Genomic DNA, 25,438 nt, shown 5'->3' with positions numbered 1-25,438 from the left:
GGCCCTGGCGGGCCACGGCACTCACGCGCCTAACCCGTCCTGCGATGGACGTGCGCGAACGCTCAGAGATACCGCCAGCGCTGGCCATCCTTGGAATCTTCCACCAGCACGCCGCGCGCCTTGAGTTCATCGCGGATGCGGTCGGATTCCGCCCACTGCTTGTTCTTGCGGGCATCGGCGCGCGCGGCCAGCTGCGCTTCGATCTCGGCGGCCTCCGGCGCACCGGCAGCCGCCGGCGCCTGCGCGAACCAGTCCTGCGGCGTGCTCTGCAGCAGGCCCAGCAGCGCGCCGGCATCCAGCATCTGCGCCTTGAGCCGCGCCTTCTCGGCGGCATCGCTGGCCTTGTTCGCCGCGCGCGCCAGCTCGAACAGCTCGGCCAGCGCCATCGGCGTGTTGAGATCGTCTTCCAGCGCCGCGATGAAGGATGCCGGCGCGCGCACGCCGGCGGCGGGCGCGACATCGCCCAGCTCGCGCAGCGCGCCGTAGAGACGGTCCAGCTTCTTGCGCGACTCGCCGATCACTTCCTCGGTCCAGTCGATGGGCTGGCGGTAATGGCCGGTGAGCAGCACCAGACGGATCACCTCGCCCGGCATCTGCTTGAGCAGCTCATGCACCAGCAGCACATTGCCGATGGACTTGGACATCTTCTGGCTGTCCACGTTGAGAAAGCCGTTGTGCAGCCAGTAGCGCGCGAAGGTCTTGCCGCCGTGCGCGCAGGTGCTCTGCGCAATTTCGTTTTCGTGGTGCGGGAAGATCAGATCGTGGCCGCCGCCGTGGATGTCGATGGTCTCGCCCAGCAGCGCCTCGGCCATCGCCGAGCATTCGATGTGCCAGCCGGGACGGCCGCGCCCCCAGGGCGAATCCCAGCCGGGCTGATCCGCGCTGGACGGCTTCCACAGCACGAAGTCGCCGGCGTGCTTCTTGTACGGCGCCACTTCCACGCGCGCGCCGGCCATCAGTGCCTGCTCGTCGCGGCCGGAGAGCTGGCCGTAGTCCTTGAAGCTCTGGGTATGGAACAGCACATGGCCCTGCGCCTCGTAGGCGTGGCCGCTGGCGATCAGACGCTCGATCATGGCGATGATCTGCGGCAGATGCTCGGTGACGCGCGGCGCATGATCCGGCGGCAGCACGCCCAGCGCCGCCATGTCCTCGTGATAGATCGCGGCATAGCGGTCGGTGATCACGCGGATGTCCACGCCTTCCTTGGCGGCGGCGGCGTTGATCTTGTCGTCGATGTCGGTGATGTTGCGTACGTACACCACCTGCGGATAACGGCGGCGCAGCAGGCGCGCCAGCACGTCGAACACCACCGCCGGGCGCGCATTGCCGATGTGCGCGTAGCTGTAGACCGTGGGCCCGCAGACATACATGGTGATGCGCTGCGCATCCAGCGGTACGAATTCCTGCTTGCTGCCGGTGAGAGTGTTATGAAGCTGCATGATCGGTGACTGCGCCTTGGGGCTCGCTGAAACCGGCGAAGGATACCGAAAACCGCGAGGCACCGGCTGGCCGGCGGCGCCCGCCGCGCTCAGGGCAATCCGGCGCCTGCCGCGAGCTGGCGCAGGGCCTGCGCGCGCTGCGCCGCCGGCAGGCGGGCCAGCTGCGCGGCGCGCGCGTAGAAGCGCGGCCATTCGCCCCCGCTCTGCGCGTACAGCGCCGCGAAGGCCGGCACGCCGGCGTCGTAGAGACCGAAAGGCAGCAGGCGCGCATTGTTCAGCGGCGCCTCGGCAAACCAGGCGTCGTAAGGTCCCTGCCCCTGCCAGTCACCCTCACGCAGCTGCTGATAGTCGCGCTGCAGGCCCTGCAGGGTCTCGGCCTTGAGCACGCGCTGCAGGGGCTCACTCAGCGCCGAGGCATAGAGCGTTGCCAGCTGCGCGCGGCGCGCCAGCACCCGCTGCGTGAACTCGCGGCGTCGCCGCTCCAGAGACGCATTGCCGGGCAAGTCCGGATGCAGCCGGCGGTACTGACGCAGGCCTTCCTGTCCGACGAATTCGGCGAAGCTCTCGTTGAAGGCCGTGTCGCCCGGCACGTAGAGCTTCTGATGCGCCAGCTCGTGGATCAGCGTCTCGATCAGGGTCGCGTCGTCCCAGCGCAGCATCGGGCTCATCAGCGGATCATCGAACCAGCCCAGCGTCGAATACGCCGGCACGCCGCCCAGCGCCACGTCGTAACCCTGCGCCGCCAGCGCCCGCGCCTGGGCCCGCGCGGCCGGCTCCTGATACCAGCCCTGATAAGCCACGCAGCCGGCGACGGGGAAACAGTGCTGCAGCGGTGACAAGGACAACTCGGGCGTGGCGTAGACATTCCAGACCACATAGTCGCGGTGCAGGTCCACATAGCGGCGATAGCTGCCGTTGTCCGGCAGGTCCAGGGCCTGCACCACCCAGTCGCGCGCCTCAAGCACCGCCTGCAGCCGCTGCTTCAGGCGCGGCCCGGTGTCGGGACTGGCGATCAGCGTGGCCAGATCCTGGCGGTCGCGCAGCACCTGCCACTGCCCGGCCACGGCCTGCGCGTAGTACGCGGCGCTGGCACAGCCGCCCAGGCCCAGGCTCAGAGTGATCATTACCAGCGCTTTGCGTATCAAGCCCGACAGGCTCCCTGCGATAATGTCCGGACAATGAAAACTGCACCGCGATGGTGCCAGAGCGATGGGGAAAGCGTCATGAAATCATCTCAGGCGATGTGCAGGCTCGGCGCCCGCGCGGTTCTGCTGTGCGGCGTGCTGCTGCTGTCGGCCTGCGGGCTCGGCAACAGCAGCGCGCCCGTGGACGGCGCCAGCGCGCCGCGCGTGGCCCTCACCCAGACCCGCGCCGGCACCATCTACCGCCAGGAGATTCCGGTCGCCAGGACCGGCGACACCATCGTGGTGCAGGTCTTCGAGCCGACCCGGCTCGAAGCCGGCAAGACCTATCCGCTGGTGCTGCAGGGTCATGGTTACGGCGGCTCGCGCAAGACCACGCCTGATGCCTTCATCCAGAAGCTGATCGACGCCGGCTACTACGTCATCTCCATCGATGAGCGCGGGTTCGGCGAATCCAGCGGCACGGTGCGGGTGATGGACCCCGATTACGATGGCTACGATCTGATCGCGGTGCTGGACTGGGCGGAAAACCTGCCGGGCCTGCGCCGCCGCGGCAATGGCGAGATGATGGTCGGCTCCTACGGCGGCTCCTATGGCGGCATGTATCAGCTGCTGCTCTACGCCGCCGATCCCCGGCACCGTCTGCGGGTGCTGGCGCCGGACATCACGCCGCATGATCTCAACTACTCGCTGGACCCCAATGACGTGGTCAAGTCCGGCTGGGGACTGGCCCTGATCGCGGGCGGCGAGCTGCCGCTGATCGGCCTGCTCACCGGCAGCACCTCGCCGCTGCAGGCGGTGGGCAAGGTTCTGGAGCTGGTGCAGCGCGGCCAGCTGCGGCAGGACCCGGCGCTGTACGAGATTCTGCTCGATGCCGTCATCGGCAATCACTTCAGCGACAGCGGCAAGAGCTTCATGGCCTATCACAGCCTGCGCTACTTCTGCGAGGGACAGAACGTGGCGGCGCAGGATTTCCGCTTCGCCACGCCCGACACCCTGGACTTTGCGCCGAACCTGCCGCCCGCCGCCGACGTGCTGCTCACGCAGGGCTTTCGCGACACCCTGTTCAACTTCAATGATGGCTATCACAACTACCAGTGCCTGAAGGCCCTGGGCGGCGACGTGCGCCTGCTCACGCACCAGTCCGGCCACATCCTGCCGCTGTCGGTGGAGACCCTGGGCCTGGAGCACGCGCTCGACCCCTTCTACGCCGCGCTCACCGTGCCCGGCTTTCAGGACGCCAGCGGCTCGCGCAGCTGCGGCAGCCTGGATCTGGATCAGGTGCAGTTCGCCTGGTTCGAGGAGAAGCTGCAGGGCCGCAGCGGCGCCATCGCGGCCGCGCTGAGTACCGGCAACGACTTCTGCCTGAGCCTGGCCGAGGGCGATGCCATCCGCACCGCCAGCATCAAGGAGGGCGGCAGCAGCTTCGCCATCGACGCCAGCACACCGCAGCTCAACAGCCTGCTGGGCGTGGTGGGTTCACTGCTGGGCAATGGCGTGCGCGACAGCCTGCTGCTCGCCGACCAGACGCTGTACACCGTGCCCGAATCCGGCGCGGTGCTGGCCGGCATCCCCAAGCTGAGCGTCGATCTGCAGGCCCTGAGCAGCCTGACCCAGGACAACTGCGCCAGCACCACCGTGCAGCTGGGCTGCGATCCGATCCTGTTCTTCGCCATCGGCCACCGCCCGCCGGGGCAGACGCGCTGGGACATCGTCGATGACCAGCTCACGCCGGTGCGCGGCTTCGGTCAGCATGATCTGGACATGACCGGCATCGCCGAGCGCCTGGCGCCGGGCGAGCAGGTGGCGCTGCTGATCTACGCCTTCCACCTGCAGTATCCCGTCACCTGGTCGCGCGACGTGCTGCTGCCGGCACTCAAGCTTTCCGGCAACGTGCAGCTGCCGCTGCTGTCTCCCGGGGAGATTCTCGCCGACGGTGTCTGAGCAGGGCCGGCGGCACGGGCCTCGCCGGCCTTATGATGTGCGGCCATGAACGACGACACTTTTCCCCAACTCGGTGCGCGCGAGCTGCTGCCCTGGCTCGTCGCCATCATCGCTGCAGTGCTGGTGCTGGAACTGCGCCTGCTGTCCGCGCTGCTGGCGGGACTGCTGGTGTTCGAACTGGTCAATGTGCTCACCCCCCGCCTGCGTCTGGGCGTGATCGATCACGACTGGCCGCGACTGCTGGCCGTGAGCCTGATCGCCGCCGCGGTGATCGCCGCGCTGGTCGGCTTGGGGCTGGGCCTGGTGTCCTTCCTGCGCAACAGCAGCGAGAGCTTCCCGCTGCTGTTGCAGCGCATGGCGGAAATCATCGAGACCGCCCGCGCACGCCTGCCGCAAGGCCTGCTGGCCTATGTGCCGGAAGATGCCACCGAGCTGCAGGCGCGGCTGGTGGACTGGCTGCGCACGCACGCCGGCTCGCTGCAGCTGGCCGGACGCGACTTCGGGCGCTCCTTCGTGCACGTGCTGATGGGCATGATCGTCGGCGCCCTGCTCTCGCTGCAGAAAGCCAGCGGCCGGCGCCTGCACCGGCCGCTGGCCTCGCTGCTCGAAGCCCATGCCCTGCGCCTCTCGCAGTCCTTCCGCCGCGTGGTGTTCGCACAGTTCACCATCTCGTCGATCAACACCTTCTTCACCTGGCTGTATCTGGACGTGGCGCTGCCGCTGTTCGGCATCGATCTGCCGCTGGCCAAGACCCTGGTGGCCATCACCTTCGTGTTCGGCCTGCTGCCGATTCTCGGCAATCTGATCTCCAACACCGCCATCGTCATCGTCAGCCTCAGCCAGGGGCTGCCGGTCGCCTCGATCTCGCTGCTGTATCTGGTGACCATCCACAAGCTGGAATACTTCCTCAACGCCCGCATCATCGGCTCGCACATCAATGCCCGCGCCTGGGAGCTGCTGATCGCGATGCTGGTGATGGAAGCGGCCTTCGGCCTGTCGGGCCTGATCGCGGCGCCGATCTTCTACGCCTACTTCAAGGAAGAGCTGCGCGCCAAAGGCCTGGTCTGAGCACGCTCAGGCCTCTGACGAGGGCGCGCCGCGACGGTAGCGGCTCGGGCTCATGCCGCTGCGGCGGCGAAACGCGCGTGCGAAGTTCGCCACATCGCTATAGCCCAGGTCGAGCGCGATCTGCGTGATCGAGGCATGGCCGGCGGCCAGCTGGCGGCAGGCTTTCTCGTGCGCGATCTCGCGCACCAGTTCGCGGAACACCAGCCCCTCGCGCTTGAGGTGGCGGCTGAGCGTGCGCGTGCTCAGATTGAGCATCTGCGCCAGGGCCTTGAGCGAAGGCAGGCCTTCACTGGCTTCACGCAGCATCATCCGCACCCAGTCGGCGATGCGATCCCCGATCACCAGATTCTGCAGCATGCTCGCGCAGCGGCTCTCCACCACGCGGAAGGCAATGGCATCGGCCAGCGCCGGCACCCGCGCAAAGCCGGCGGCGGGAAACACCATGAGAAAGCCGGCGTCACCGCTGTGCCCGAACTGGCACTGTGCGTTCTCGATCTCGCGATAGCGCGCCGCATGCGGCGGCGCCGGATAGCCCAGGTACACGCGGTGCGGCGGCAGGCTGCCACCCAGCAGCTCGCGGATGATGCCGTGCACACCCAGCAGCGTCGCCTCCAGATGCACCATCAGGCTCTCGTGGCGCAGCGGCAGCGCGGGGGTGAAGCGCAGGCGCAGCTGCTCGCGGCTGCGCTGATAACGCAGCTGCAGCACCGGCGTGATCAGGCGGAAATAGCGCGCCAGGAAGCGCAGGCCCTCGTCCACCGAGGAGCTGGTCAGCATGCCGTAGCCCACCACGCTGTGCGAGCTGATGCGCAGTGAACGGCCCAGCTCGAAGCCCAGATCGTCACGCCCGCTGAGTTGCGCCGCCTGCGCCAGCAGGCGGTCCACCTGATCCAGCGGCAACATGCCGTCATTGCGCTCCAGCAGCGCACGCGAGACGCGGGCCTGGCGCAGCAGCAGGCTCACGTCCACGCCCGACTCGCGCAGCATGTCCAGCAGCCGCACGAAATAGCGCGCCGGCAGACTTGGCGTCTGTCTCATCGCCGTCTCCTGCCGCTGTCCGCAAATGACAGGTCAGCGTCCGCTAATGACAGGCCAGCGCCGGCTGCGGCGGTTTTACTGAGCACCGCCGGCCATAGCGGCCGAAGCATAAATTCATCGGGAGAGGACATACTTTTATGGAACCGGGTCTGGAACAACTCAATCGCCAGGCGCTGATTGCCGCGCAGCGGCAAACCGGCGCGTTTGCCTGGACCACGGTGCTGCTGGTCGCGGTCGTGGTCAGCGGCGCCATTGCCACGCTGGTGGCCTTCGCACACGGCATGCTGCCCCTGTGGGCGGCGATCCTGCTGATGGGCGCGTTCACCTACGCGTCCTACACGCCGGTGCACGAAGCCGCGCACGGCAACATCCATGGCCGCAACTCGCATCTGGCCTGGTTCGGCGATCTCTGCGGGCATCTGTGCGCGCCGCTGATCTTTCTGCCGCACACCACGCACCGCATCGAGCACATCGACCATCACCGCTACACCAATGACGCGCAGCGCGATCCGGACTACCACATCCGCGCCATGGCCGAGGGCCTGCTGCCGGCGCTGCTGGCGCCGTGGCGCCTGCTGGGCATCCACATCAGCTACATCTTCCGCCGCCACTGGCACACGCAGGCCTCGCGCCGCGAGAAGCTGACCTACTTCGGCGAAGTGGGTCTGGCCCTGGGCTGGCGCGCGCTGTTTCTGACGCAGGTGCCGCTGCTGCCGGGCCTGGCGGTGGTGCTGGGCGGCTACGCCCTGGGCGCCTACTTCACGGTGTACTGGTTCGCCTACCGCCCGCACTACCCCTACGACCGCAAGGGTCGCTATGTCGACACCTGCAGCATGATCGTTCCGTTCTGGGCCAAGCCCTTCGAATGGATCTGGCTGGGCCAGAATCTGCACTCCATCCATCACGCTTTCCCGCGTGTCCCGTTTTATCGTTATCACCGTGTCTACCGCGAGATCGAACCGGTACTGCGCGCGCACGGCAACCGCAGGGTGGACGTCTTCACGCACCGGCTGCTCTCCACCTGAGCCTGCATCTTCGCCGCGGGCCTGGCGAGCAAACCCCGAACCAAAGATCGGGCGCCGCTGCTTTCGAAGGAAAACGCTCGCCGTCATTCCCGCGCAGGCGGGAATGACGAGAGCCCGGGGGCGGCTCAGGCCTGCGCGAGCAGGCGCAGCTCGCGTACCGCCACGGCGAGCGTCATGAAGTCGCGGCCCTCGGCGGCCTGCACCTGCTGCAGGCGCTGCAGGCCGAAGTGCGTGCGCTGCGCATGGCGCGCGAGATAATTCTCCAGGCGCTGCGCCAGATTCTCGCCGGACGCGTCCAGCGCCTTGGCGGTCAGCAGGCGATGCAGGCGATAGCAGTCACTGCGCAGATTGTCGCGCGCCAGCGCCTGCCAGCGGCTGCTCACCGGCAGCGCCACGATCGCTGCCAGCAGCCAGTTCAGGCCCAGGCGCTCGCCCACCATGAAGTACAGCTGCGCCACTTCGAGCGGCGGCCGCAGCGCCGCGCGCGCCAGCTCGACGATGTCCGGCGCACTGCCCAGGGCGCGGGTATTGGCAAGTTGCTGCGCCAGCGCTTCCGGCACGCCCTCGCCGCGCAGCTGCGCCACCGCTGCATCCCAGTCGGCGCGATAGGCCGGCGACAGCAGCCCCGGCAGCGCCGCGCTCAGCGTGCGGATGTCCGGTGCAAACGCACTCAGGACCTCCGCCATGCGCTTGCCCGCCCAGCCGTTGTCGAGCAGCCAGGCGGTGGCATGCTTGAGCAGGCCGGCGGGGCGCCGGAACAGACTCAGCTGCAGCGCCGCCGGCAGCTGGCCATCCAGGGCCTGCACCGGCAGCCAGTAGCGGTCACCGTCGAACATCTCATGGGCCATGGCATAGGCCTGCACCACGCTGGCCAGCGCGAAGCCATGGTCCTCGGCGAAGCGGTGCGCGAAGGCAAAGCCCATGCGGTTGATCACGGCATTGGCCAGGATGGTGGCGACGATCTCGCGCCGCAGACGGTGCTGACGCAGCGGCTCGCGATGCGCCGCCTGCAGGGGCGGGGGGAAATACGCCAGCAGATCGCGCGCATGGAATTCATCATCCGGCACTTCTGAATCCAGCACCGCGTTGTACAGCGCGATCTTGGCGTAGGACAGCAGCACCGCGAGTTCCGGCCGGCTCAGGCCGCGATGCTGGGCGCGGCGCTGCTTGAGTGTTTCCTCGTCGGGCAGAAACTCCACCGCGCGGTTCAGGCCCGAGTCGCGCTCCAGCTGCGTCATCAGATCCTGGTGCTCGCCCAGACGCGCGGCGGCGTCCTGTTCGATCAGGCTCAGGGCCAGCGCCTGCACATAGTTGTCGTGCAGCACCGCGCCGGCGATGTCCTCGGTGAGCGAGGCCAGCAGCGGATCGCGCTGCTCGCGCGTCAGCGTGCCGGCCAGCATCAGACCATTGAGCGGGATCTTGATGTTCACCTCGCGGTCGGAGGTGTGCACGCCGGCGGCATTGTCGATGAAGTCGGTATTGATCCGGCCGCCCGCGCCGCCGCAGCCGGACAGCGCGTACTCGATGCGGCCCAGCTGCGTGAAGCCCAGATTGCCGCCCTCGCCCACCACCTTGCAGCGCAGCTCGCGGCCGTTGACGCGCACCGCGTCATTGCTGCGGTCGCCGCAGTCCTGATGCGCCTGCAGATGACTCTTCACATAGGTGCCGATGCCGCCGTTGAACAGCAGATCCACCGGCGCGCAGAGCAGCGCGCGGATCAGCTCCTGCGGCGTGTAGCGGCGCTGCGCAAGCCCCAGGGCGCGCTGCGCTTCGGGACTGATCTCGATCAGCTTGGCGCTGCGCGCATACACACCGCCGCCGGCGGAGAGCTGCGTGCGGTCATAGTCGTCCCAGGACGAACGCGGCAGCGCGAACAGGCGCGCGCGTTCGGCGAAGCTCGCGGCCGGATCGGGATCGGGGTCGATGAAGATGTGGCGATGATCGAATGCGGCGAGCAGGCGCAGCTGCCGCGAGAGCAGCATGCCGTTGCCGAACACATCGCCGGACATGTCGCCGACGCCCACCACCGTGAAGCCGTGCTGCTCGATGTCCTGGCCCAGCTCGCGGAAATGGCGCTTGACGCTTTCCCAGGCGCCGCGCGCGGTGATGCCCATTTTCTTGTGGTCATAACCCGCGCTGCCGCCGGAGGCGAAAGCATCACCCAGCCAGAAGCCGTATTCGGCGGCGAGTGCATTGGCGATATCGGAAAACGTCGCGGTGCCCTTGTCGGCCGCCACCACCAGATACGGATCATCACCATCGTGACGCACCAGCTGCGGCGGCGGCAGCACGGCATCGCCGACGCGGTTGTCGGTGAGATCGAGCAGGCCGCGCAGGAAGGTCTGATACGCGGCCACACCCTGGCGCTGCCAGGCTTCGCGATCCGCGGGCGTACCGTTCTTCACCACGAAGCCGCCCTTGGCGCCGACCGGCACGATGATCGCGTTCTTCACCGTCTGCGCCTTCATCAGGCCCAGCACCTCGGTGCGGAAATCCTGACGACGGTCCGACCAGCGCAGACCGCCGCGCGCCACGCGTCCGCCGCGCAGATGGATGCCTTCCACCTCCGGCGCGTAGACGAAGATTTCATACAGCGGCCGCGGCATCGGCAGTTCCGGCAGAAGCTGCGAGTCGAACTTGATCGAAACGTAGGTCTTGGCCGCACCCTGCGCATCGCGCTGGAAATAATTGCTGCGCAGACTGGCGCGCAGCACGGCGGTGTAGGCACGCAGCACGCGGTCGGCGTCCTGGGTGCTGAGCTTGTCCAGGGCATCGTCCAGGGCCTGGGCATGGCTGATGCCGCCGTCGCGGCGCTGTGCCTCGCTCAGGGACGGATCGAAGCGCAGCTCGAACGCCTCCACCAGCAGACGCGCGATCCGCGGATTGTCCGCGAGCAGGCGCTCCTGATAGTCCTGGCTGTAGGGCAGCTGCGTCTGCAGCAGATAGCGCGTGAGCGTGCGCAGCACCGTGATCTGCCGCGCCGACAGACCCGCCAGCAGCACCAGGCGCTGCAGGCCATCGTTCTCGATGCGGCCACGCCAGACTTCCACGAACGCTTCTTCAAAATCACTCTGCAGCTGCGCGATGCTGTGCGGCGCCTGCAGCGGCGCCAGCTGCACGCCGAACTGCTGCAGCCACAGCGCCTCGGCGCCGGCACGGATTTCGATGGGATCTTCCCAGAGCACGCGCAGACCGAAGTTCTCCAGCATCGGCAGCACATCGGACAAGGGCAGCGCCCGCTGGCGCACATAGAGCTTGAGCCGGCTGCTGGCCGGCGCCTCGGCGTCGATGTGCAGGCGCGGGATCAGCGGCAGCTTCTCGCTCAGGCGTTCCAGCTCGCGGATGTCGGCGGCGGCCTGTTCGGGCGTGTGGGTCTCCTGATACGAGAGCGGGAAGGCATCGCGGAAGCGCTGCACCGTGGCCGGGCTGTGGCGCGGCTGATCGTGGCGCAGCAGCTCCAGCAGCTGATCGCGCCAGCCGCGTACGGCGGCGCTCAGCCGCGCCTCGATGGCGGCGGCCGAGACGCTCAGCGTGGTGCCCGGCGGCGTGCGCACGATCAGGTACAGACGCGCCATGCCTTCGCGCAGGAACTCGGTGTTGCGCTCCACGTCCTGTCCGCGACAGATCGCCAGCAGCTCGCGGGCGATGCGCTCGCCCAGCTCGCGCGAGTAACGCTCGCGCGGCACATAGACCATGAAAGCGTAGAAGCGTCCGTAACGGTCGCGGCGCTGGAACAGCTTGAGCTGTGCACGCTCGCGCAGCGCGCGGATGCCCATGCAGGCGGAAAACAGCTCGTCCTCGCTGGACTGGAACAGCTCATCACGCGGCAGCTGCTGGATGATGTCGCGCAGCTGCTTGCCGGCGTGCGAGGCCGGCGGCAGCGCCGAGCGGCGCAGCACTTCCTCCACCTTACGCCGCACCAGCGGAATCTGCGTCGGGCGCTCCAGATACGCATCCGATGAAAACAGGCCGATGTAGCGGCCGGTGCCGGCGACGCTGCCGTCGGCACGCAGACGCTTCACCGAGATCACGTCCAGCGGCTCGGCGCGATGGATGTGCGAGCGCACCGCCGCCTTGGTGATCACCACCAGGCGCTGCGAATCGCGGTACTTGTCCAGCTCTTCCTGCGGCGCAATCAGCTGCTCGGCATCGGCGTAGCGGCGTGCCTCGCGCGCCAGCCCCAGGGACTCGTCCAGCTGCGCGACGAAACGCGCATGACCCTCGGGCGAGCTTTGCAGCTCGGTCTGGCTGTAGGCGAGAAAGGTGAAATGCCCGTCCACCAGCCAGTCGAGCAGATCGGCGGCCTCGGCGCGGTCGGCGTGTTCGTCCTGGCGCGAGACCAGGCCGCGCAGGCTCTCGGCCTGCTGCACGGCCTGCGTGCGCATCTGCGAGTAATCGTCCACCGCGCAGCGGATGTCGGCGCACAGTTCGCGCGCGGCGTCTTCCAGCGCCACGGCGGCACGGCCGCTGAGTGCGGCATCGAACTCGATGTGAATCAGCGATTCGGCATCGCCGTCATCGGCCAGCTCCTGCCACTGGCCCTGCTCGTCGCGCAGCACGTGCAGGATCGGGTGCACCAGGTAGTCCAGCGCACCGCCGGCGTCACGGATCGCAATCGACAGGGAGTCCACCAGAAACGGCATGTCGTCCACCACCGTTTCCAGACGCAGCAGACCGTGGCGGTTGGTGACCGCGCCCGCCACCGGCGCCAGCACCCGCACCAGCAGTTCGCCGGGCGCGCGGCGCTGCGCGAACTGAAAGTGACGCAGCGCGATCTCGGCCAGCTCCGCCGAACTGCGCAGGCGCAGGGTGTCGAGCGCCGCCTGGGCAAAGTAAGCGCGCAGGAACTGAGTGAAGGCGGTTCTGGCAGTGGCCGCCAGCTGCGGCAGGGCCAGAGGCAGCACTTCATCCAGCAGCTGCAGACGTTCCGCTTCGGATTCGGATCGCATGCTCTCTCCTGTTGCGCCGTCTGGGGAAGGACGACGCCTGGCGGGCAGTATAGGCAAGGGCGATTGCGCTGCGCGCAGACACAGCCGACCATGACTCAGGACAAGCCGCCGGGCGGTGCGCCGGCGCAGAATCAGCTGCCCGCATGAGGACGCGATGACCATGACCGCCAGCCTGCCAATCGCCTGGATCAGCCATGCCGAATGCCGCCGGCACGAGATCGCCGAGGAGCATCCGGAGTCGCCGCGCCGGCTCGCCGCCATCGAGGACCGCATGATCGCCTCGGGCCTCGCCGACTTCATGCGCCGTCACGAAGCCCCGGAAGCCGCACGCGCAGATCTGGACCGCGTGCACGCCGCCGACTACGTGGGCCATGTGCTGGCACATCGCAAGATCGGCCCGCGCCGCGTGGAGATCGACGGCGACACCGCCTTCACCGAGCACACGGTCAGCGCCGCGCTGCGCGCCGCCGGTGCCGGCGTGCTGGGCGTGGACCTTCTGCTGCAAGGCCAGACGCATCTGGCGTTCTGCGCGGTGCGCCCGCCGGGCCATCATGCCGAGCGCGCCCGCGCCATGGGCTTCTGCTACTTCAACAACGTGGCGGTGGCGGCGGCCTATGCGCTGGCGCAGGGCCTCAAGCGCGTGACCATCGTGGACTTCGATCTGCACTACGGCAACGGCACCGCCGACTGCTTTCTGGAAGATGCGCGCGTGCAGCTGCTGTCCACTTACCAGCATCCGCTCTATCCCTACTGGCCGGGCGCGGCACATGCGCCGAACCTGATCGACGTGCCGCTCAGGCCCTACAGCGATGGCGCGGTGTTTCGCGCCGCGGTGCGCGAGCACTGGCTGCCGGCGCTGGCCGCGCACCAGCCGGAGATGATTCTGGTCTCCGCCGGTTTTGACGCACATGCCGCCGATCCGCTCGGCGATCTGCGCCTGCAGTACGAGGACTTCCGCTGGATTGCCGGGGTGCTGCGCGACGCTGCCGCCGTCAGCGCCCAGCAGCGCGTGCTGGCCACGCTGGAAGGCGGCTATGACCTGACCGCGCTGGCGCGCAGCGTGGAGAACTTCCTGCTGCCCTTTGCCGGCGGCGAGGATCTGCCCGTATGACCATCCGCCACATCGAATCGCTGTTCCGGCCAGCCGCCGTGCTGGCGATCGGCGCGCCGGCCGACGCGCCGGCCGAGGAATTGCTGCAGCGCCTGGCCCTGCTGCCCGAGCCGCAGCGTGCGCTGCTGCATCTGGAGCGGGCCGGCTGGCGCACGCTGCAGCGCCTTCACAAGGCGCCCAGGCAGGAGCCACCGTTCGAACTGGCGGTGGTGTTCGACGCCTCACTGATGACGCCGGCCCTGGTGCGCACGCTGGCGCAGGCCGGCTGCCACGCCCTGCTCTGGACCAGCGATGTGCCGGTGCCGGAAGCGGTGCTGCGCGCCGGTCGCAATGAAACCCTGCGCGTGCTCGGCCCCGGCAGCGCCGGCACCGCGCAGGCGCGCGGTCTGTGCCTGTCGTCCTGGAGTCCGCCGGCACCGGGCAATACCGCGCTGATCGCACAGTCGCGCTCGATCGCCGCCGCCGCCCTGGACTGGGCGGCGGGTCATGCCCTGGGCTTCTCCTGGGTGGCGGCCACCGGCAACGAGGCCGATGTCGATGTCGCCGATCTGCTCGACTACGCGGCCGTGGACCCGGGCACGCAGGCCGTGGTGCTGCAGCTCTCGCGCATCAGAAGTCCGCGCAAGTTCATGTCGGCGGCGCGTGCCTGCGCGCGCGCCAAGCCGGTGGTGGTGCTGCAGACGCCCGATGCCGAGGATGAAAACCAGCAGCCGGCCGATCCGGTGCTGTCGGCGGCGTTTCGTCGCGCCGGTCTGGTGGAGGTGGATCGTGTCACCGCGCTGTTCTCGGCGCTCGCGGCGCTGGATCGCGTCGGTGACGCCGGCCAGGCGCGCATCGCGGTGCTGGGCACCGGCGGCGGCATCTGCCAGCTGGCGCGCGCCTCGCTATGGCGCGAGCAGCTGCAGCCGGTGGCCCTGGACGAGACCACGCGCCAGGCGATTCAGGCACAGCTGCCCAAGCTCTACAGCGGCGGCCAGTGGCTGGACATCGGTCTGGCCAGCGACGAGGACACGCTCACCGTGCTGCGTCTGGCCCTGGAGTCGCGCGCCCTGGACGTGGCGCTGTTCGTGCGCAGTCCGGCGCCGGGGCAGGACGACGAAGCCTTTGCCCGCAAGCTGGTGGCAGCGCGCCTGCGTGAACGTCTGGCCGTGGTGTTTCTCGGACAGGCGCGCGCGGCACCGGCGCTGCGCATCTGCAGCGAAGGCGGCATCGCCGCCTTTGCCTCGGTGGAACAGGCGGCGCGCGCCCTGCGTTACCGGCGCGATCATCGCCGCACCCAGGAAATGCTGATGCAGACGCCCACGCTGGACCCGCTCGCGCACGGCCAGCAGCCGCCGCAGCTGGCCGTGCCGGCCAAGCTCAAGACGCACTGGGTGCTGCCCGCCGCCGAGGCGCAGGAACTGCTCGCCGCCTACGGCCTGCAGCCGGCGCCCTGGGCCGAGGCCGCCGGTCGCGGTCTGCGCGTGCGCCTGAAGATGCATCCGCAGATGGGCATTTATCTCACCGCGCGTCTGGATCCCGCCTCCACCGCCGCGCCCACCGCCTACGCCCTGCCGCCGCTGGACGATGTGCTGGCCGCGCAGCTGCTGCGCGATCTGGGCCTGGGCGATCGCACACAGGCGCCGCCGGGTCTGCGCGCCGCCGACTACGCCACCGCCGTGGCGCGTCTGGCGCAGCTGGCCGTGGAGCAGCCGCGCCTGCACGAGGCCGAGCTGCGCCTGCTGCCGGCCGAGGGCATGGCCGAGGTGGGCTACGCGCGCATCACGGCCAGCGCGCATCCGCCGGTCGAGCGCGCGCGCCTGGCGCTCACGCCGTACCCGCTGCATCTGCAGCACCGCATCCAGATGCGCGATGGCAGCAGCGGCATCATCCGCCCGATCCGTCCCACCGACGAACCGACGCTGATCCGCATGCTCTCGCAGCTGGATCCGGAAACCGTGCGCCTGCGCTTCTTCCGCTACATCCGCCAGTTCACGCACGCGATGGCGGCGCGCATGACGCAGATCGACTATGACCGCGAGATGAGTTTCGTGGCGGTCACCGACGAGCAACCCGGCGAGGTGGCGGGCGTGGCGACCCTGGCCAGCGATCCCACCGGCGCCGATGCCGAGTTCGCGGTGCTGGTGCGGGAAGGCTGCGGCCACAAGGGCCTGGGCCGGCTCCTGATGCAGGACGTGCTGCGCTACGCCGAACAGACCCGCGTGGGCCGCGTGCACGGCGATGTGCTGCTGGAGAACAGCGCGATGCTGGGACTGGCGCAGAGCCTGGGCTTCACGCGCCAGCGCCATCCCGATGATCCGGGCTGCGTGCGCGTGGTGATCAATCCCGGCGAACGCCGCAGCACCTGGGCGGCGGCGGTGAAATCCCTGATCAGTGCGCAGGCGTGAAGCGGTAGCAGTCCATGGCCAGCACGCCGTCGGTGACCGCGTCGTAGACACGCTCCACCTGCGCCTCGGTGCCGGCCGCGCCATAGGCCACGAACAAGGGCAGCAGATGCTCATCGCTGGGATGCGCACGCGCGGCCTGCGGCGCGCGGCTGCGGTATTCGGCCAGGGCCGCGTCATCGTGCGCGTGCAGGCGCTGCGCCATCCAGTCGCTGAACTCGCGCGCGTAAGAAGCGGTGTGCTCGTCCTCGCCAATCTGCAGCTCATAGAGATTGTGGGTGAGATTGCCCGAGCCGATGATCAGCACCTCCTCGTCGAGCAGCGGCCGCAGCGCGCGTCCCAGCTGCAGGTGATAGGCCGCATCGCGACGCGGCTGCAGCGCCAGCGGAATCACCGGCACCTCGGCCTGCGGCCAGAAGCGGCGCAGCGGCACCCAGATGCCGTGATCCAGACCGCGCTGCGGCTCCAGCTGCGCCGGCAGACCGGCCGCCGCGAGCAGCTCGGCGACGCGTGCCGCGAGCGCCGGCGCCCCCGGCGCCGGATACTGGAGCTGGTACAGCGGCGCGGGAAAGCCGCCGAAGTCGTGCCCCGTGGCCGGGCGCTCGGCCGCCCCCACCGCCGGCGCCGCCGTCAGGTAGTGCGCGCTGGCCACCAGCACCGCGCGCGGCCTGGGCTGCGCAGCGGCCATCGCGCTCCAGGCGCGGGTGGTGGCGTGATCCTGCAGCGCCAGCATCGGCGAGCCGTGGGAGATGAACAGCGTGGACATGGCGGACATGGCGTGTACTTCGCGGCAACGAGCTTGAACACATATTGTGGAGACGGCACCGGCCACAACCAAACGCAAAATACTGAAAGGATCGTTCGCCCGGCTCGAAAGCTGGCGCCAAAGCGCTTGATTCCCCTTGAGATGCACCCGGCGGCCACGTAGAATGCGCGGCCCTGTCCGCCATCGGCCCGGCGTCTTGTGCCTGCCGCATGACTTTTTCGCCTGAGGACAGCAGGCGGTTTGCAGGAGATGTCGTATCGCTTTCGAACGTGAAGATCGGCGCAACTTCCAGATCACGGCGCCCCGTGTGCGTGTGATCGCCGACGACGGCGCTCAGCTGGGCATCATGCTCACCCGCGACGCGGTGGCCAAGGCCGAAGAGGCTGGGCTCGATCTGGTGGAAGTGTCGCCGAACGCGGATCCGCCGGTCTGCAAGATCATGGATTACGGCAAGTACCTTTACCAAAAGGACAAGGCCGCCCATGCCGCCAAGCGCAAGCAGAAGCAGATCCAGGTCAAGGAGATCAAGTTCCGTCCCACCACCGAGGACGGCGATTACCAGACCAAGCTCCGCTTCATCAAGGGCTTCCTGGAAGAAGGCGACAAGGTGAAGATCGTGGTCCGCTTCCGCGGCCGCGAGCTGGCGCATCAGGAACTGGGCATGGAAATCATGAACCGCCTGAAAGGCGAGCTGGCCGAACTGGCCAACATTGAGCAGCACCCGAAGATGGAAGGGCGTCAGTCCGTGATGGTACTGGCGGCCCGCAAGAAGTAAGCGGCAAAGTTTTCCGGCAGGACGCGCAAGCGTCCGGCACTGAGAAGAAGTCCCGGCGCCACTCGTGCCGGGCCCGGCCAGCGCCCCACGGCAAGGGGCTGCGACACCGGCAACGTGGTTTGTATAAGGAGTGTTTCCATGCCAAAGCTGAAAACCGTGAAAAGCGCGGCGAAGCGCTTTGCCAAGACTGGCAAAGGCGGCTTCAAGCGTTCCCACTCGCACAAGCGCCACATCCTGACCAAGAAGTCGGGTAAGCGCATCCGTCAGCTCCGTGGCGAGGCGCAGATTCATGCGTCCGACGTCCGCGAAGTGAAGCAGATGCTGCCCTACGCTTAATCGAATAAGGAGAACGACACATGGCACGCGTCAAACGTGGTGTTACCGCCCGCGCCAAGCACAAGAAAGTCCTCAAGAAGGCCAAGGGCTATTACGGCGCCAAATCGCGCCAGTTCCGCTCCGCCAAGGAGCAGGTGATCAAGTCCGGTCAGTACGCCTACCGCGACCGCCGCACCAAAAAGCGCGAGTTCCGCTCGCTGTGGATCGTGCGCATCGGCGCCGCCGCCAAGGAACTGGGCCTGTCCTACAACCGCTTCATCAACGGCCTGTCCAAGGCCGGCGTGGCCCTGGACCGCAAGGTGCTGGCCGACCTCGCCCTGCAGGACAAGGCGGCGTTTGCAGCACTGGTTTCGCAGGCCAAGGCCCAGCTGGGCGTGGCCTAAGCGCCCCGCCCTGCCAGGCAAGCACGCGGTACGAGCGGTACCAAAGGGGCGGCAGCACAGCCGCCCCTTTGTCGTTTCAGGCCTCGGAATCTTTCGGCAAACAAGATGAGCGACGAACTCGAACAACTGCAGCAGTCGGCCCTGGCCGACATCGCCGCCTGCGCCGAGCTGCGCGCGCTGGAGACGCTGCGCGTGGAGCTGCTGGGCAAGAAGGGCCGCGTCACCGAGCTGCTCAAGCAGCTGGGCGGCATGGCGCCGGAGCAGCGCAAGGCTTTTGGTGAGCGCGTCAACCGCGTCAAGGAAGCCTTGAGCGCGGCGCTGGACGCGCGCAGCCAGACCCTGGCGCAGGCCGAGCTCAATGCCCGCCTGTCTTCCGAGCGCATCGACGTGAGCCTGCCGGGTCGCGGCGAGAGCGTGGGCGGCCTGCATCCGATCAGCCGCACCATCCGCCGCATCAGCCAGCTGTTCGGCGAGATCGGCTTCGAAGTGGTGGAAGGCCCGGAGATCGAGGACGACTTCCACAACTTCGGCGCGCTGAACATTCCCGAGCTGCATCCGGCGCGCGCCATGCAGGACACCTTCTACGTGTTCGGCGGCGAGCGCCTGCTGCGCACGCACACCAGCCCGGTGCAGATCCGCACCATGCAGTCGCGCCAGCCGCCGATCCGCATCATCTGCCCCGGCCGCGTCTACCGCGTGGACTCGGATCGCACGCACAGCCCGATGTTCCACCAGATCGAAGGCCTGTACGTGGCCGACAAGGTTTCGCTGGCGGACCTGAAGTACGACATCCAGACCTTCCTCTCGCGCTTCTTCGAGCGCGAGATCGAGGCGCTGTTCCGTCCCTCCTACTTCCCCTTCGTGGAACCGGGCGCGGACGTGCACATCCGCTGGCATCTGCCCGACGGCAGCTCGCGCTGGCTGGAAGTGATGGGCTGCGGCGTGGTGCATCCCAAGGTACTGGAAAACGTTGGCATCGATCCGGAGCGCTATTCGGGTTACGCCTTCGGCATGGGCGTGGAGCGCATGGCCATGCTGCGTTACGGCGTGGACGACCTGCGCCTGTTCTTCAACAACGATCTGCGTTTCCTTGAGCAGTTCCGCTAAGCCCAGGGGAGACGAACACACATGAAACTCAGCGAAGCCTGGCTGCGCGAATGGGTCAACCCGCCGGCGACGATCGAACAGATCGCCCAGCGTCTGGTGATGGGTGGCCTGGAACTGGAAGTGGAACCGGCGGTGAGCGAACCCGCCATCGGCGTGGTGGTGGGCCATATCACCAAGGCCGAGCGTCATCCGCAGGCTGATCGCCTGCAGGTCTGCGAAGTGGACGTGGGCGAAGCGCAGAAGCTGCAGATCGTCTGCGGCGCGGCCAATGCCCGCGTGGGCCTCAAGGCGCCCTGCGCCAAGATCGGCGCCCGCCTGCCGGGCGGCCTGGCCATCACCCAGGCCAAGCTGCGCGGCGTGGACTCCTCCGGCATGCTCTGCTCGGCCAAGGAACTGGCGCTGGCGGAGAAGTCCGAAGGCCTGCTGGAACTCGATGCCGAGGCCAAGCCCGGCCAGGCCATCGACCAGTATCTGAACTTCGCCGACAACATCCTCAATCTGGAAATCACGCCCAATCGCGGCGACTGCCTGTCCGTGCTCGGGCTGGCGCGTGATGTGGCGGCGCTGTTCGGCGTGAACCTCAAGCGCAGCGCCAGCGCGCCGGTGGTGGTGGAAGGCCATCAGACGCTGAAAGTCGAGATCGAGAGCCTGGAGGACTGCCCGTCCTACGCCGGCCGCATCGTCGACCGCGTGAGTCCCAAAGCGCGCACGCCGGACTGGATGCGCGAGCGCCTGCGCCGCAGCGGCATCCGCTGCATCCACCCGGTGGTGGACATCACCAACTACGTGATGCTGGAGCTGGGCCAGCCCCTGCACGCTTTCGACGCCGACAAGCTGGTGGGCAGCGTGCACGTGCGCCGTGCCCGTGCCGGCGAGTCCGTCACCCTGCTCAACGAGCAGACCCTCGTCTGCGAAAACCGCGAGCTGCTGATCTGCGACGACAAGAGCGCCGTCGCGCTGGCCGGCGTGATGGGTGGCGCCGCCAGCGGCGTGAGCGAGAGCAGCACGCGCGTGTTCCTGGAGTCGGCCTGCTTCGCACCCAATGCGGTGGCCGGCACCGGCCGTCGTCACAAGGTGTTCTCCGATGCCGCCTACCGCTTCGAGCGCGGCGTGGATCCGGGCTTGCAGCGTCAGGCCCTGGATCGCGCCACGCAGCTGATCGTGCAGATCTGCGGCGGCATCGTGCAGCCCATCACCCAGGCCGGCCGCAACCAGCCGGATGTCATCAGCATCAACCTGCGCCGCTCGCGCGTGACCCAGGTGCTGGGCCTGGAGATTCCCGCCAAGGAGATCGAGGCCCTGCTCACGCGCCTGGGCCTGCTGCTGCGCGCCGAGATCGGCGACAGCTGGGCGGTGCGCGTGCCGAGCCATCGCTACGACCTGCGCATCGAAGCCGATCTGATCGAGGAAGTGGGCCGCCTTTACGGTTACGACCGCATCGCCGCCAAGCCCTACGCCGCGCAGCTGGCGCGTCAGCCTTCACAGGAAGCGCAGCGCAGCAGCGATGATCTGCGTCTGGCGCTGGCCGCACGCGGCTGGCAGGAAGTGGTGAACCTGGCCTTCGTGGAGCCGCGCATCCAGCAGGCCGTCGCACCGCAGGCGCGCACGATTGCGGTGGACAATCCCATCGCCGACACGCAGTCGCAGATGCGCGCCAGCCTGCTGGCCGGCCTGATTCCCACCTGGCTCTACAACCGCGCGCGCCAGCAGGAGCGCCTGCGCCTGTTCGAGCTGGGCGTGTGCTTCGAACGCGATGAACAGGGCGGCGTGATCGAAACCGCGCGCATCGCCGGCCTGGCCGCCGGCCGCGTGCTGCCCGAGCAATGGGGCAGCGCCGCGCGCGAGGTGGACTTCTACGACGTGAAGGCCGACCTGGAAGCGCTGCTGGGCAGCGCGCTGGCCGACTGCCGCTTCATCGCCGACGCGCATCCGGCCCTGCATCCCGGCCGCTGCGCGCGCCTGGAACGTGCGGGCAAGACACTGGGCCATCTTGGCGAGCTGCATCCGCAGCTGCGTCAGAGCCTGGACCTGCCGTCCGGCGCCATCGTCTTCGAACTGGAGCTCGCCGCGCTGCGCGAGGTGGCCGTGCCCAAGCCCGCGCCGCTGTCCGAGTTCCCCTCCTCGCGCCGCGATCTGGCGCTGGTGGTGGGCGAAGAGATCAGCGCCGAAGCGCTCCTGCAATGCGCAAGACAAAGCGGCGGCGCGCTGCTGCGTGAGGCGCGCGTGTTCGACGTGTATCGCGGCAAGGGTCTTGCTGAGAACAGCAAGAGCGTGGCTTTGGGCTTGCATTTCAATGACGCCTCGCGCACCCTTACTTTGGAAGAAATCGATGCCGCCAGCTCCGCCATTGCGCAAGCACTGAGCCGCGAGTTCGGGGCAACGATCAGACAGTAAGCAGGGATCTCTAGCATGGCGTTGACAAAGGCAGAACTCGCCGAGGCGCTGTTCGAGGACCTCGGTTTGAACAAGCGTGAGGCCAAGGAATTCGTCGATCTGTTCTTCGAGGAAATCCGCGGCCGCCTGGAATCCGGCAAGGAAGTGAAGCTCTCCGGCTTCGGCAACTTCGAGCTGCGTTCCAAGAATCAACGCCCCGGCCGCAATCCCAAGACCGGCGAAGAGATTCCGATCTCCGCGCGCCGCGTCGTCACCTTCCGTCCGGGCCAGAAACTGCGTCTGCGCGTGGAAGCCGATGCGACCCGCCGATAAGCCTCTGGCCGAGCTGCCGGAGATTCCGCGCAAGCGCTACTTCGCCATTGGCGAAGTCAGCGAGCTTTGCGATGTGAAGCCGCACGTGCTGCGTTACTGGGAGCAGGAGTTCCCGCAGCTCAAGCCGGTGAAGCGTCGCGGCAACCGCCGCTACTACCAGCACGAAGACGTGCAGATGGTGCGGCGCATCCGCAGCCTGCTCTACGAACAGGGCTTCACCATCGGCGGCGCCCGCCAGCGCCTCAAGGAAATGCCGCGCAGCGAACCCCTGCTGCGCGCCGTGCCGCCGCCGGCCGCCGCCCTCAAACCACGCCTGCCCGGCCTGCCCCCGCGCGCGCAGCAGATCAAGGGCCTGCGCGACGAACTCGAATCCCTGCTCAAGCTGTTCCCGGAATAAGCGCCTCAACAGCCTTCAAATCAGGGGCCGCGTCCGCTACACTTCGCGCCCCTTAGTTTTTCCAGCCGTATCGTCGGGGCGTAGCGCAGCCTGGTAGCGCACTTCCTTGGGGTGGAAGTGGTCGGAGGTTCAAATCCTCTCGCCCCGACCAAATTCAATCATAAAAAGTCCAAAAGCCCCCGGCCGCCATGGCTCGGGACTCGGCCTACGGATTTTGTGGGCCTGACGGGGCGACCCGTTACAGCGCAAACCGCTCCCGCAGTATCGCGTTGACGCGAGTCTGCCAGCCCGCACCGGTCGCACGCAGCACCGCCAGCACATCAGGATCGAGACGCAGCTTCACGGCCTGCTTCGGTGCGGCTTTGCGCGGACGGCCCAGGCGCACCGTCGGAGCCGCAACCTTCCGCTGTGCCTCGGTCAGAGGCTTGGCATCCGGGTCACGGCGCGCCGCAGCGGTGATAGCCCTGTCTTTGGCGGCAGTGGGGATGACAGTCCTGGCTTTCAGTTTCGGCATAACGTTTCACCCCTTTGCGATTGGCCTTAGGCAGGCAGATGATGCAGCGAGACCGCCCACGGCCAACGAAGACCCCGAAGTGGAGCGTCAGGCCGACATAACCCATGCCACACATCCGGTCTTCGCCGTAGTCCTTGCGGGTATCCGGCCAGCGGATGGTCGTATCCCATTCCAGAGCCTCGGCGGCGATCAAAGCGACACCATGCTTGATGCGATTGACTTCGCTTTTTCCGGGGTCGAGCTCAATCCGCATGAGATTTAATGTGCCCCCAATAAATCAGCGTTACGCCCGCGACACTTATTGCGGAGCCGATTCTTCCCACCCGACTTGCCACCCCGATCACCCGGCCTTTGCGGAATCTTTCCACTGGCTGATCCGGCAATGCGTGATCTGGTGCGCGTGACGCAACAGCCGGCGGCGATACACTCCAGACGCAGCGCCTCGGGGGAGGCGCAAGTGAGAGCTGGCGGGGACGCGTGGATCAGTTCGATCGAATCTTTCAGCTGCATCGTCTGCTGGCCAGCCGGCGCGCCACCGGCGTCAGCTTTGACGACCTGCTGGAAACCCTGCGCCAGCACGATCACAAACAGACGCCGTCCACCCTCAAGCGCACGCTGCGCTACATGCGCGAGCGCCTGCAGGCGCCGCTGGTCCACGACCGCGAACGCGGCGGCTACCGCTACGACGGCGAGGCCGCCTATGAACTGCCCGGCCTGTGGTTCACCGCCCAGGAACTGGCGGCCCTGCTGATTCTCCAGGAAGTCCTCGAACGCCATCCGCTCGGCCTGCTGTCCGAAGCTCTCACGCCATTTCGGGCCAAACTCGAGCGCCTGCTCGAACGCTCCGACACCGGCCTGCCCGGCTGGCGCTCACGCCTGCGTCTGCTCCGCATGGCGGCGCGCCCGATCGGCAGCCAGTTCACCGTGGTCGCTTCCGCGCTGGCCCGGCGGCAGCGGCTGCGCATCGACTACCACGCGCGCAGCGACGACCGCATGGCGCCACGCATCGTCTCTCCGCAAAGGCTGACGCTCTACCGCGACAACTGGTATCTCGATGCCTGGTGCCATACCCGCGAAGCCCTGCGCATCTTCGCACTCGACCGCATCATCGCCGCCGAGGCCGTGGCCCAGCCGGCGCAAGACATCCCCGAGCTGCAGCTCGACCAGAGCCTGGCCACCAGCTACGGCATCTTCTCCGGCGAGCCCACGGCCCTGGCCGTGCTGCGCTTCTCCGCCCGCGCCGCCCGCTGGATCGCCGCCGAAACCTGGCATCCGCAACAGCAGGACACGCCGCATGAAGACGGCGGCCTGACCCGCCGCCTGCCCTATCACCGCAGCGAGGAACTGATCATGGACTTGCTGCGCCACGGCGCCGACGTGGAAATCCTGGAACCGCCGGAACTGCGTCAAGCGCTCATCGCCCGCCTGCGCGCGGCCCTGGCCAGCTATGGCCCGGCCGACGCCGTCGACACCCAGGAGGAACGGCCGAGCCCCGAACGCCAGGCCGCGCGCCTCAGGTCCGCTATTTGAACCTGAGGCTGGTTAGGGTCATGCGCAAATCCAATCCCGACACCGGCCATGATCCGTCGCAGCTTTCTCCGAATGTTCCTGGGTGCGGCAGCCCACACCGCACTGCCAACCGCCGCAATCGCAGCGCCCGCGCGTCGCATCCTACTGCAGACCTCGCCCCTGGCCGGCTTTCAGTACCACGACGGCCAGGCCCTATGGCCGCTGCTGCGCACCGGCAGCCCGCTGCAGCTGAGTCGCGAAGCAGACAACCGCCACGACCCGCGCGCCGTCGCCGTTCTCTTCATGGGCCGACGCATCGGCTACATCCCGCGCATCGAAAACACCGCAATCAGCCAACTCCTGGACCGCGGCGAGAAGCTCAGCGCATCTGTCGCGACGCTGGAGGAGAGCCGCAATCCGTGGCGGCGCGTGAGCGTGGCGGTGGAGTTGGTGGCGTGATGTGTCTGCGATACGAAGACGCAGGAACCCCGGCAAGAGGCCGAGCAGCTGAATTCCGGAGAACCCGGAAGATTCAAGTCCTACGATGCCGCAACATAAGCTCGCGCAGCGCGGCGGATGCTTCTTCCAGTTCATCGTCGGCGGCATTTCGCAGCCATTCGGCGACATCTGGCGCGGCCTTTATTACCACGAGTTCTGCAGGGGAACCCGGTTTTCCACCATACCGCAGTTGCGCGCTGGCGAAGAATGCCTCGTCCGCTTCCGGAGTTTCAGACACGTCGATCTGCTCATCCGGCATCTGCTTGAGCCGCTGCCAGTCAGTGGCCGATCCTTTCGAAGAATTTTTTGCGCTCATAGGGCGTGGCTTTGCGCATCGAGATGACGCA

The 25,438-nt window shown here is 67.8% G+C and carries 22 protein-coding genes and 1 tRNA gene; 15 read left to right on the top strand and 8 right to left on the bottom strand.

Features of this window, described 5'->3' with window-relative positions:
* Positions 1-62: 62 nt before the first annotated feature.
* Complete coding sequence (gene cysS, locus BMY12_RS19275) at positions 63-1,439, bottom strand: cysteine--tRNA ligase (protein ID WP_093289592.1); 1,377 nt, start codon at positions 1,437-1,439, stop codon at positions 63-65.
* A gap of 89 nt (positions 1,440-1,528) precedes the next feature.
* The gene (locus BMY12_RS19270) at positions 1,529-2,563 is read right to left on the bottom strand and encodes an aminopeptidase (protein WP_093289591.1); all 1,035 of its coding nucleotides are present in this window, start codon (positions 2,561-2,563) and stop codon (positions 1,529-1,531) included.
* Positions 2,564-2,662: 99 nt separating this feature from the next.
* Here BMY12_RS19270 and BMY12_RS19265 point away from each other — a divergent pair, with 99 nt between their 5' ends.
* The gene (locus BMY12_RS19265) at positions 2,663-4,525 is read left to right on the top strand and encodes a CocE/NonD family hydrolase (protein WP_245732639.1); all 1,863 of its coding nucleotides are present in this window, start codon (positions 2,663-2,665) and stop codon (positions 4,523-4,525) included.
* Between the two features lie 45 nt (positions 4,526-4,570).
* The gene (locus BMY12_RS19260) at positions 4,571-5,593 is read left to right on the top strand and encodes an AI-2E family transporter (protein WP_093289588.1); all 1,023 of its coding nucleotides are present in this window, start codon (positions 4,571-4,573) and stop codon (positions 5,591-5,593) included.
* A 6-nt stretch (positions 5,594-5,599) separates the two neighbouring features.
* On the opposite strand, the gene BMY12_RS19255 is transcribed toward BMY12_RS19260, so the two are convergent.
* A complete protein-coding gene (locus BMY12_RS19255) occupies positions 5,600-6,631 on the bottom strand; it encodes an AraC family transcriptional regulator (RefSeq protein ID WP_093289586.1) in 1,032 nt (343 codons plus the stop codon).
* Positions 6,632-6,768: 137 nt separating this feature from the next.
* Here BMY12_RS19255 and BMY12_RS19250 point away from each other — a divergent pair, with 137 nt between their 5' ends.
* Positions 6,769-7,656: a fatty acid desaturase family protein gene (locus BMY12_RS19250; RefSeq protein ID WP_093289584.1), complete on the top strand. Its 888-nt coding sequence runs from the start codon at positions 6,769-6,771 to the stop codon at positions 7,654-7,656.
* 125 nt (positions 7,657-7,781) lie between these two features.
* On the opposite strand, the gene BMY12_RS19245 is transcribed toward BMY12_RS19250, so the two are convergent.
* Complete coding sequence (locus BMY12_RS19245; protein WP_093289583.1) at positions 7,782-12,605, bottom strand: NAD-glutamate dehydrogenase; 4,824 nt, start codon at positions 12,603-12,605, stop codon at positions 7,782-7,784.
* Between the two features lie 160 nt (positions 12,606-12,765).
* On the opposite strand from BMY12_RS19245, the gene BMY12_RS19240 reads away from it, so the two are divergent.
* Complete coding sequence (locus BMY12_RS19240; protein WP_093289608.1) at positions 12,766-13,716, top strand: histone deacetylase family protein; 951 nt, start codon at positions 12,766-12,768, stop codon at positions 13,714-13,716.
* Entirely contained in the window at positions 13,713-16,103 is a 2,391-nt protein-coding gene (locus BMY12_RS19235) for a bifunctional acetate--CoA ligase family protein/GNAT family N-acetyltransferase (RefSeq protein ID WP_093289581.1), read from the top strand. Before BMY12_RS19240 ends, BMY12_RS19235 begins: the two co-directional genes overlap by 4 nt.
* Here BMY12_RS19235 and BMY12_RS19230 read toward each other — a convergent pair.
* A complete protein-coding gene (locus BMY12_RS19230) occupies positions 16,087-16,875 on the bottom strand; it encodes a DODA-type extradiol aromatic ring-opening family dioxygenase (RefSeq protein ID WP_093289580.1) in 789 nt (262 codons plus the stop codon). The genes BMY12_RS19235 and BMY12_RS19230 overlap by 17 nt on opposite strands.
* Before the next feature lie 247 nt (positions 16,876-17,122).
* Between BMY12_RS19230 and infC the strand changes: the two genes are divergently transcribed.
* From infC to BMY12_RS19190, 8 genes are all read left to right on the top strand, one after another.
* The gene (gene infC / locus BMY12_RS19225) at positions 17,123-17,641 is read left to right on the top strand and encodes a translation initiation factor IF-3 (protein ID WP_093289578.1); all 519 of its coding nucleotides are present in this window, start codon (positions 17,123-17,125) and stop codon (positions 17,639-17,641) included.
* Between the two features lie 138 nt (positions 17,642-17,779).
* On the top strand, positions 17,780-17,977 hold the full coding sequence (rpmI, locus tag BMY12_RS19220; RefSeq protein WP_093289577.1) for a 50S ribosomal protein L35: 198 nt from the start codon (positions 17,780-17,782) through the stop codon (positions 17,975-17,977).
* Between the two features lie 20 nt (positions 17,978-17,997).
* Positions 17,998-18,360 (top strand): 50S ribosomal protein L20, encoded by a 363-nt coding sequence (gene rplT / locus BMY12_RS19215; protein ID WP_093289575.1) that lies wholly within the window; start codon positions 17,998-18,000, stop codon positions 18,358-18,360.
* 105 nt (positions 18,361-18,465) lie between these two features.
* Positions 18,466-19,467 (top strand): phenylalanine--tRNA ligase subunit alpha, encoded by a 1,002-nt coding sequence (gene pheS, locus BMY12_RS19210; RefSeq protein WP_093289574.1) that lies wholly within the window; start codon positions 18,466-18,468, stop codon positions 19,465-19,467.
* Between the two features lie 21 nt (positions 19,468-19,488).
* A complete protein-coding gene (gene pheT, locus BMY12_RS19205; protein WP_093289572.1) occupies positions 19,489-21,861 on the top strand; it encodes a phenylalanine--tRNA ligase subunit beta in 2,373 nt (790 codons plus the stop codon).
* Between the two features lie 15 nt (positions 21,862-21,876).
* Entirely contained in the window at positions 21,877-22,173 is a 297-nt protein-coding gene (locus tag BMY12_RS19200; RefSeq protein WP_093289571.1) for an integration host factor subunit alpha, read from the top strand.
* A complete protein-coding gene (locus tag BMY12_RS19195; protein WP_093289569.1) occupies positions 22,157-22,570 on the top strand; it encodes a MerR family transcriptional regulator in 414 nt (137 codons plus the stop codon). Before BMY12_RS19200 ends, BMY12_RS19195 begins: the two co-directional genes overlap by 17 nt.
* Before the next feature lie 74 nt (positions 22,571-22,644).
* Positions 22,645-22,721: transfer RNA gene (locus BMY12_RS19190), tRNA-Pro, on the top strand.
* Positions 22,722-22,808: 87 nt separating this feature from the next.
* Here the strand turns inward: BMY12_RS19190 and BMY12_RS19185 are convergent.
* Both BMY12_RS19185 and BMY12_RS19180 read right to left on the bottom strand, forming a co-directional pair.
* Positions 22,809-23,084, bottom strand: a complete 276-nt coding sequence (locus BMY12_RS19185) for a BrnA antitoxin family protein (RefSeq protein ID WP_093289568.1) — start codon at positions 23,082-23,084, stop codon at positions 22,809-22,811.
* Positions 23,008-23,337 (bottom strand): BrnT family toxin, encoded by a 330-nt coding sequence (locus tag BMY12_RS19180; RefSeq protein WP_093289566.1) that lies wholly within the window; start codon positions 23,335-23,337, stop codon positions 23,008-23,010. The genes BMY12_RS19185 and BMY12_RS19180 overlap by 77 nt, the downstream gene beginning before the upstream one ends.
* Positions 23,338-23,561: 224 nt before the next feature.
* Here BMY12_RS19180 and BMY12_RS19175 point away from each other — a divergent pair, with 224 nt between their 5' ends.
* A complete protein-coding gene (locus BMY12_RS19175; protein WP_093289565.1) occupies positions 23,562-24,614 on the top strand; it encodes a helix-turn-helix transcriptional regulator in 1,053 nt (350 codons plus the stop codon).
* A 48-nt stretch (positions 24,615-24,662) separates the two neighbouring features.
* Positions 24,663-25,052 (top strand): HIRAN domain-containing protein, encoded by a 390-nt coding sequence (locus tag BMY12_RS19170; protein ID WP_218140268.1) that lies wholly within the window; start codon positions 24,663-24,665, stop codon positions 25,050-25,052.
* Positions 25,053-25,125: 73 nt separating this feature from the next.
* On the opposite strand, the gene BMY12_RS20095 is transcribed toward BMY12_RS19170, so the two are convergent.
* The gene (locus BMY12_RS20095; RefSeq protein ID WP_143069020.1) at positions 25,126-25,407 is read right to left on the bottom strand and encodes a hypothetical protein; all 282 of its coding nucleotides are present in this window, start codon (positions 25,405-25,407) and stop codon (positions 25,126-25,128) included.
* Between the last annotated feature and the right edge of the window lie 31 nt (positions 25,408-25,438).

The sequence above is a fragment of the Solimonas aquatica genome (assembly GCF_900111015.1).
Classification (GTDB): Bacteria; Pseudomonadota; Gammaproteobacteria; order Nevskiales; family Nevskiaceae; genus Solimonas; species Solimonas aquatica.
This window is presented reverse-complemented; position numbering and strand designations above follow the sequence as displayed.

Excerpts from the sequence above, each read along its gene's own strand:
- BMY12_RS20095 (WP_143069020.1), bottom strand. The coding sequence starts at position 25,407 with ATGAGCGCAAAAAATTCTTCGAAAGGATCGGCCACTGACTGGCAGCGG.
- rplT (WP_093289575.1), top strand. The coding sequence starts at position 17,998 with ATGGCACGCGTCAAACGTGGTGTTACCGCCCGCGCCAAGCACAAGAAA.
- BMY12_RS19260 (WP_093289588.1), top strand. The coding sequence starts at position 4,571 with ATGAACGACGACACTTTTCCCCAACTCGGTGCGCGCGAGCTGCTGCCC.
- pheS (WP_093289574.1), top strand. The coding sequence starts at position 18,466 with ATGAGCGACGAACTCGAACAACTGCAGCAGTCGGCCCTGGCCGACATC.
- BMY12_RS19200 (WP_093289571.1), top strand. The coding sequence starts at position 21,877 with ATGGCGTTGACAAAGGCAGAACTCGCCGAGGCGCTGTTCGAGGACCTC.
- cysS (WP_093289592.1), bottom strand. The coding sequence starts at position 1,439 with ATGCAGCTTCATAACACTCTCACCGGCAGCAAGCAGGAATTCGTACCG.
- BMY12_RS19265 (WP_245732639.1), top strand. The coding sequence starts at position 2,663 with ATGAAATCATCTCAGGCGATGTGCAGGCTCGGCGCCCGCGCGGTTCTG.
- BMY12_RS19235 (WP_093289581.1), top strand. The coding sequence starts at position 13,713 with ATGACCATCCGCCACATCGAATCGCTGTTCCGGCCAGCCGCCGTGCTG.
- BMY12_RS19250 (WP_093289584.1), top strand. The coding sequence starts at position 6,769 with ATGGAACCGGGTCTGGAACAACTCAATCGCCAGGCGCTGATTGCCGCG.
- BMY12_RS19245 (WP_093289583.1), bottom strand. The coding sequence starts at position 12,605 with ATGCGATCCGAATCCGAAGCGGAACGTCTGCAGCTGCTGGATGAAGTG.
- BMY12_RS19230 (WP_093289580.1), bottom strand. The coding sequence starts at position 16,875 with ATGTCCGCCATGTCCACGCTGTTCATCTCCCACGGCTCGCCGATGCTG.
- pheT (WP_093289572.1), top strand. The coding sequence starts at position 19,489 with ATGAAACTCAGCGAAGCCTGGCTGCGCGAATGGGTCAACCCGCCGGCG.
- BMY12_RS19180 (WP_093289566.1), bottom strand. The coding sequence starts at position 23,337 with ATGCGGATTGAGCTCGACCCCGGAAAAAGCGAAGTCAATCGCATCAAG.
- BMY12_RS19270 (WP_093289591.1), bottom strand. The coding sequence starts at position 2,563 with ATGATCACTCTGAGCCTGGGCCTGGGCGGCTGTGCCAGCGCCGCGTAC.
- rpmI (WP_093289577.1), top strand. The coding sequence starts at position 17,780 with ATGCCAAAGCTGAAAACCGTGAAAAGCGCGGCGAAGCGCTTTGCCAAG.
- BMY12_RS19195 (WP_093289569.1), top strand. The coding sequence starts at position 22,157 with ATGCGACCCGCCGATAAGCCTCTGGCCGAGCTGCCGGAGATTCCGCGC.
- BMY12_RS19185 (WP_093289568.1), bottom strand. The coding sequence starts at position 23,084 with ATGCCGAAACTGAAAGCCAGGACTGTCATCCCCACTGCCGCCAAAGAC.
- BMY12_RS19170 (WP_218140268.1), top strand. The coding sequence starts at position 24,663 with ATGATCCGTCGCAGCTTTCTCCGAATGTTCCTGGGTGCGGCAGCCCAC.
- BMY12_RS19255 (WP_093289586.1), bottom strand. The coding sequence starts at position 6,631 with ATGAGACAGACGCCAAGTCTGCCGGCGCGCTATTTCGTGCGGCTGCTG.
- BMY12_RS19240 (WP_093289608.1), top strand. The coding sequence starts at position 12,766 with ATGACCGCCAGCCTGCCAATCGCCTGGATCAGCCATGCCGAATGCCGC.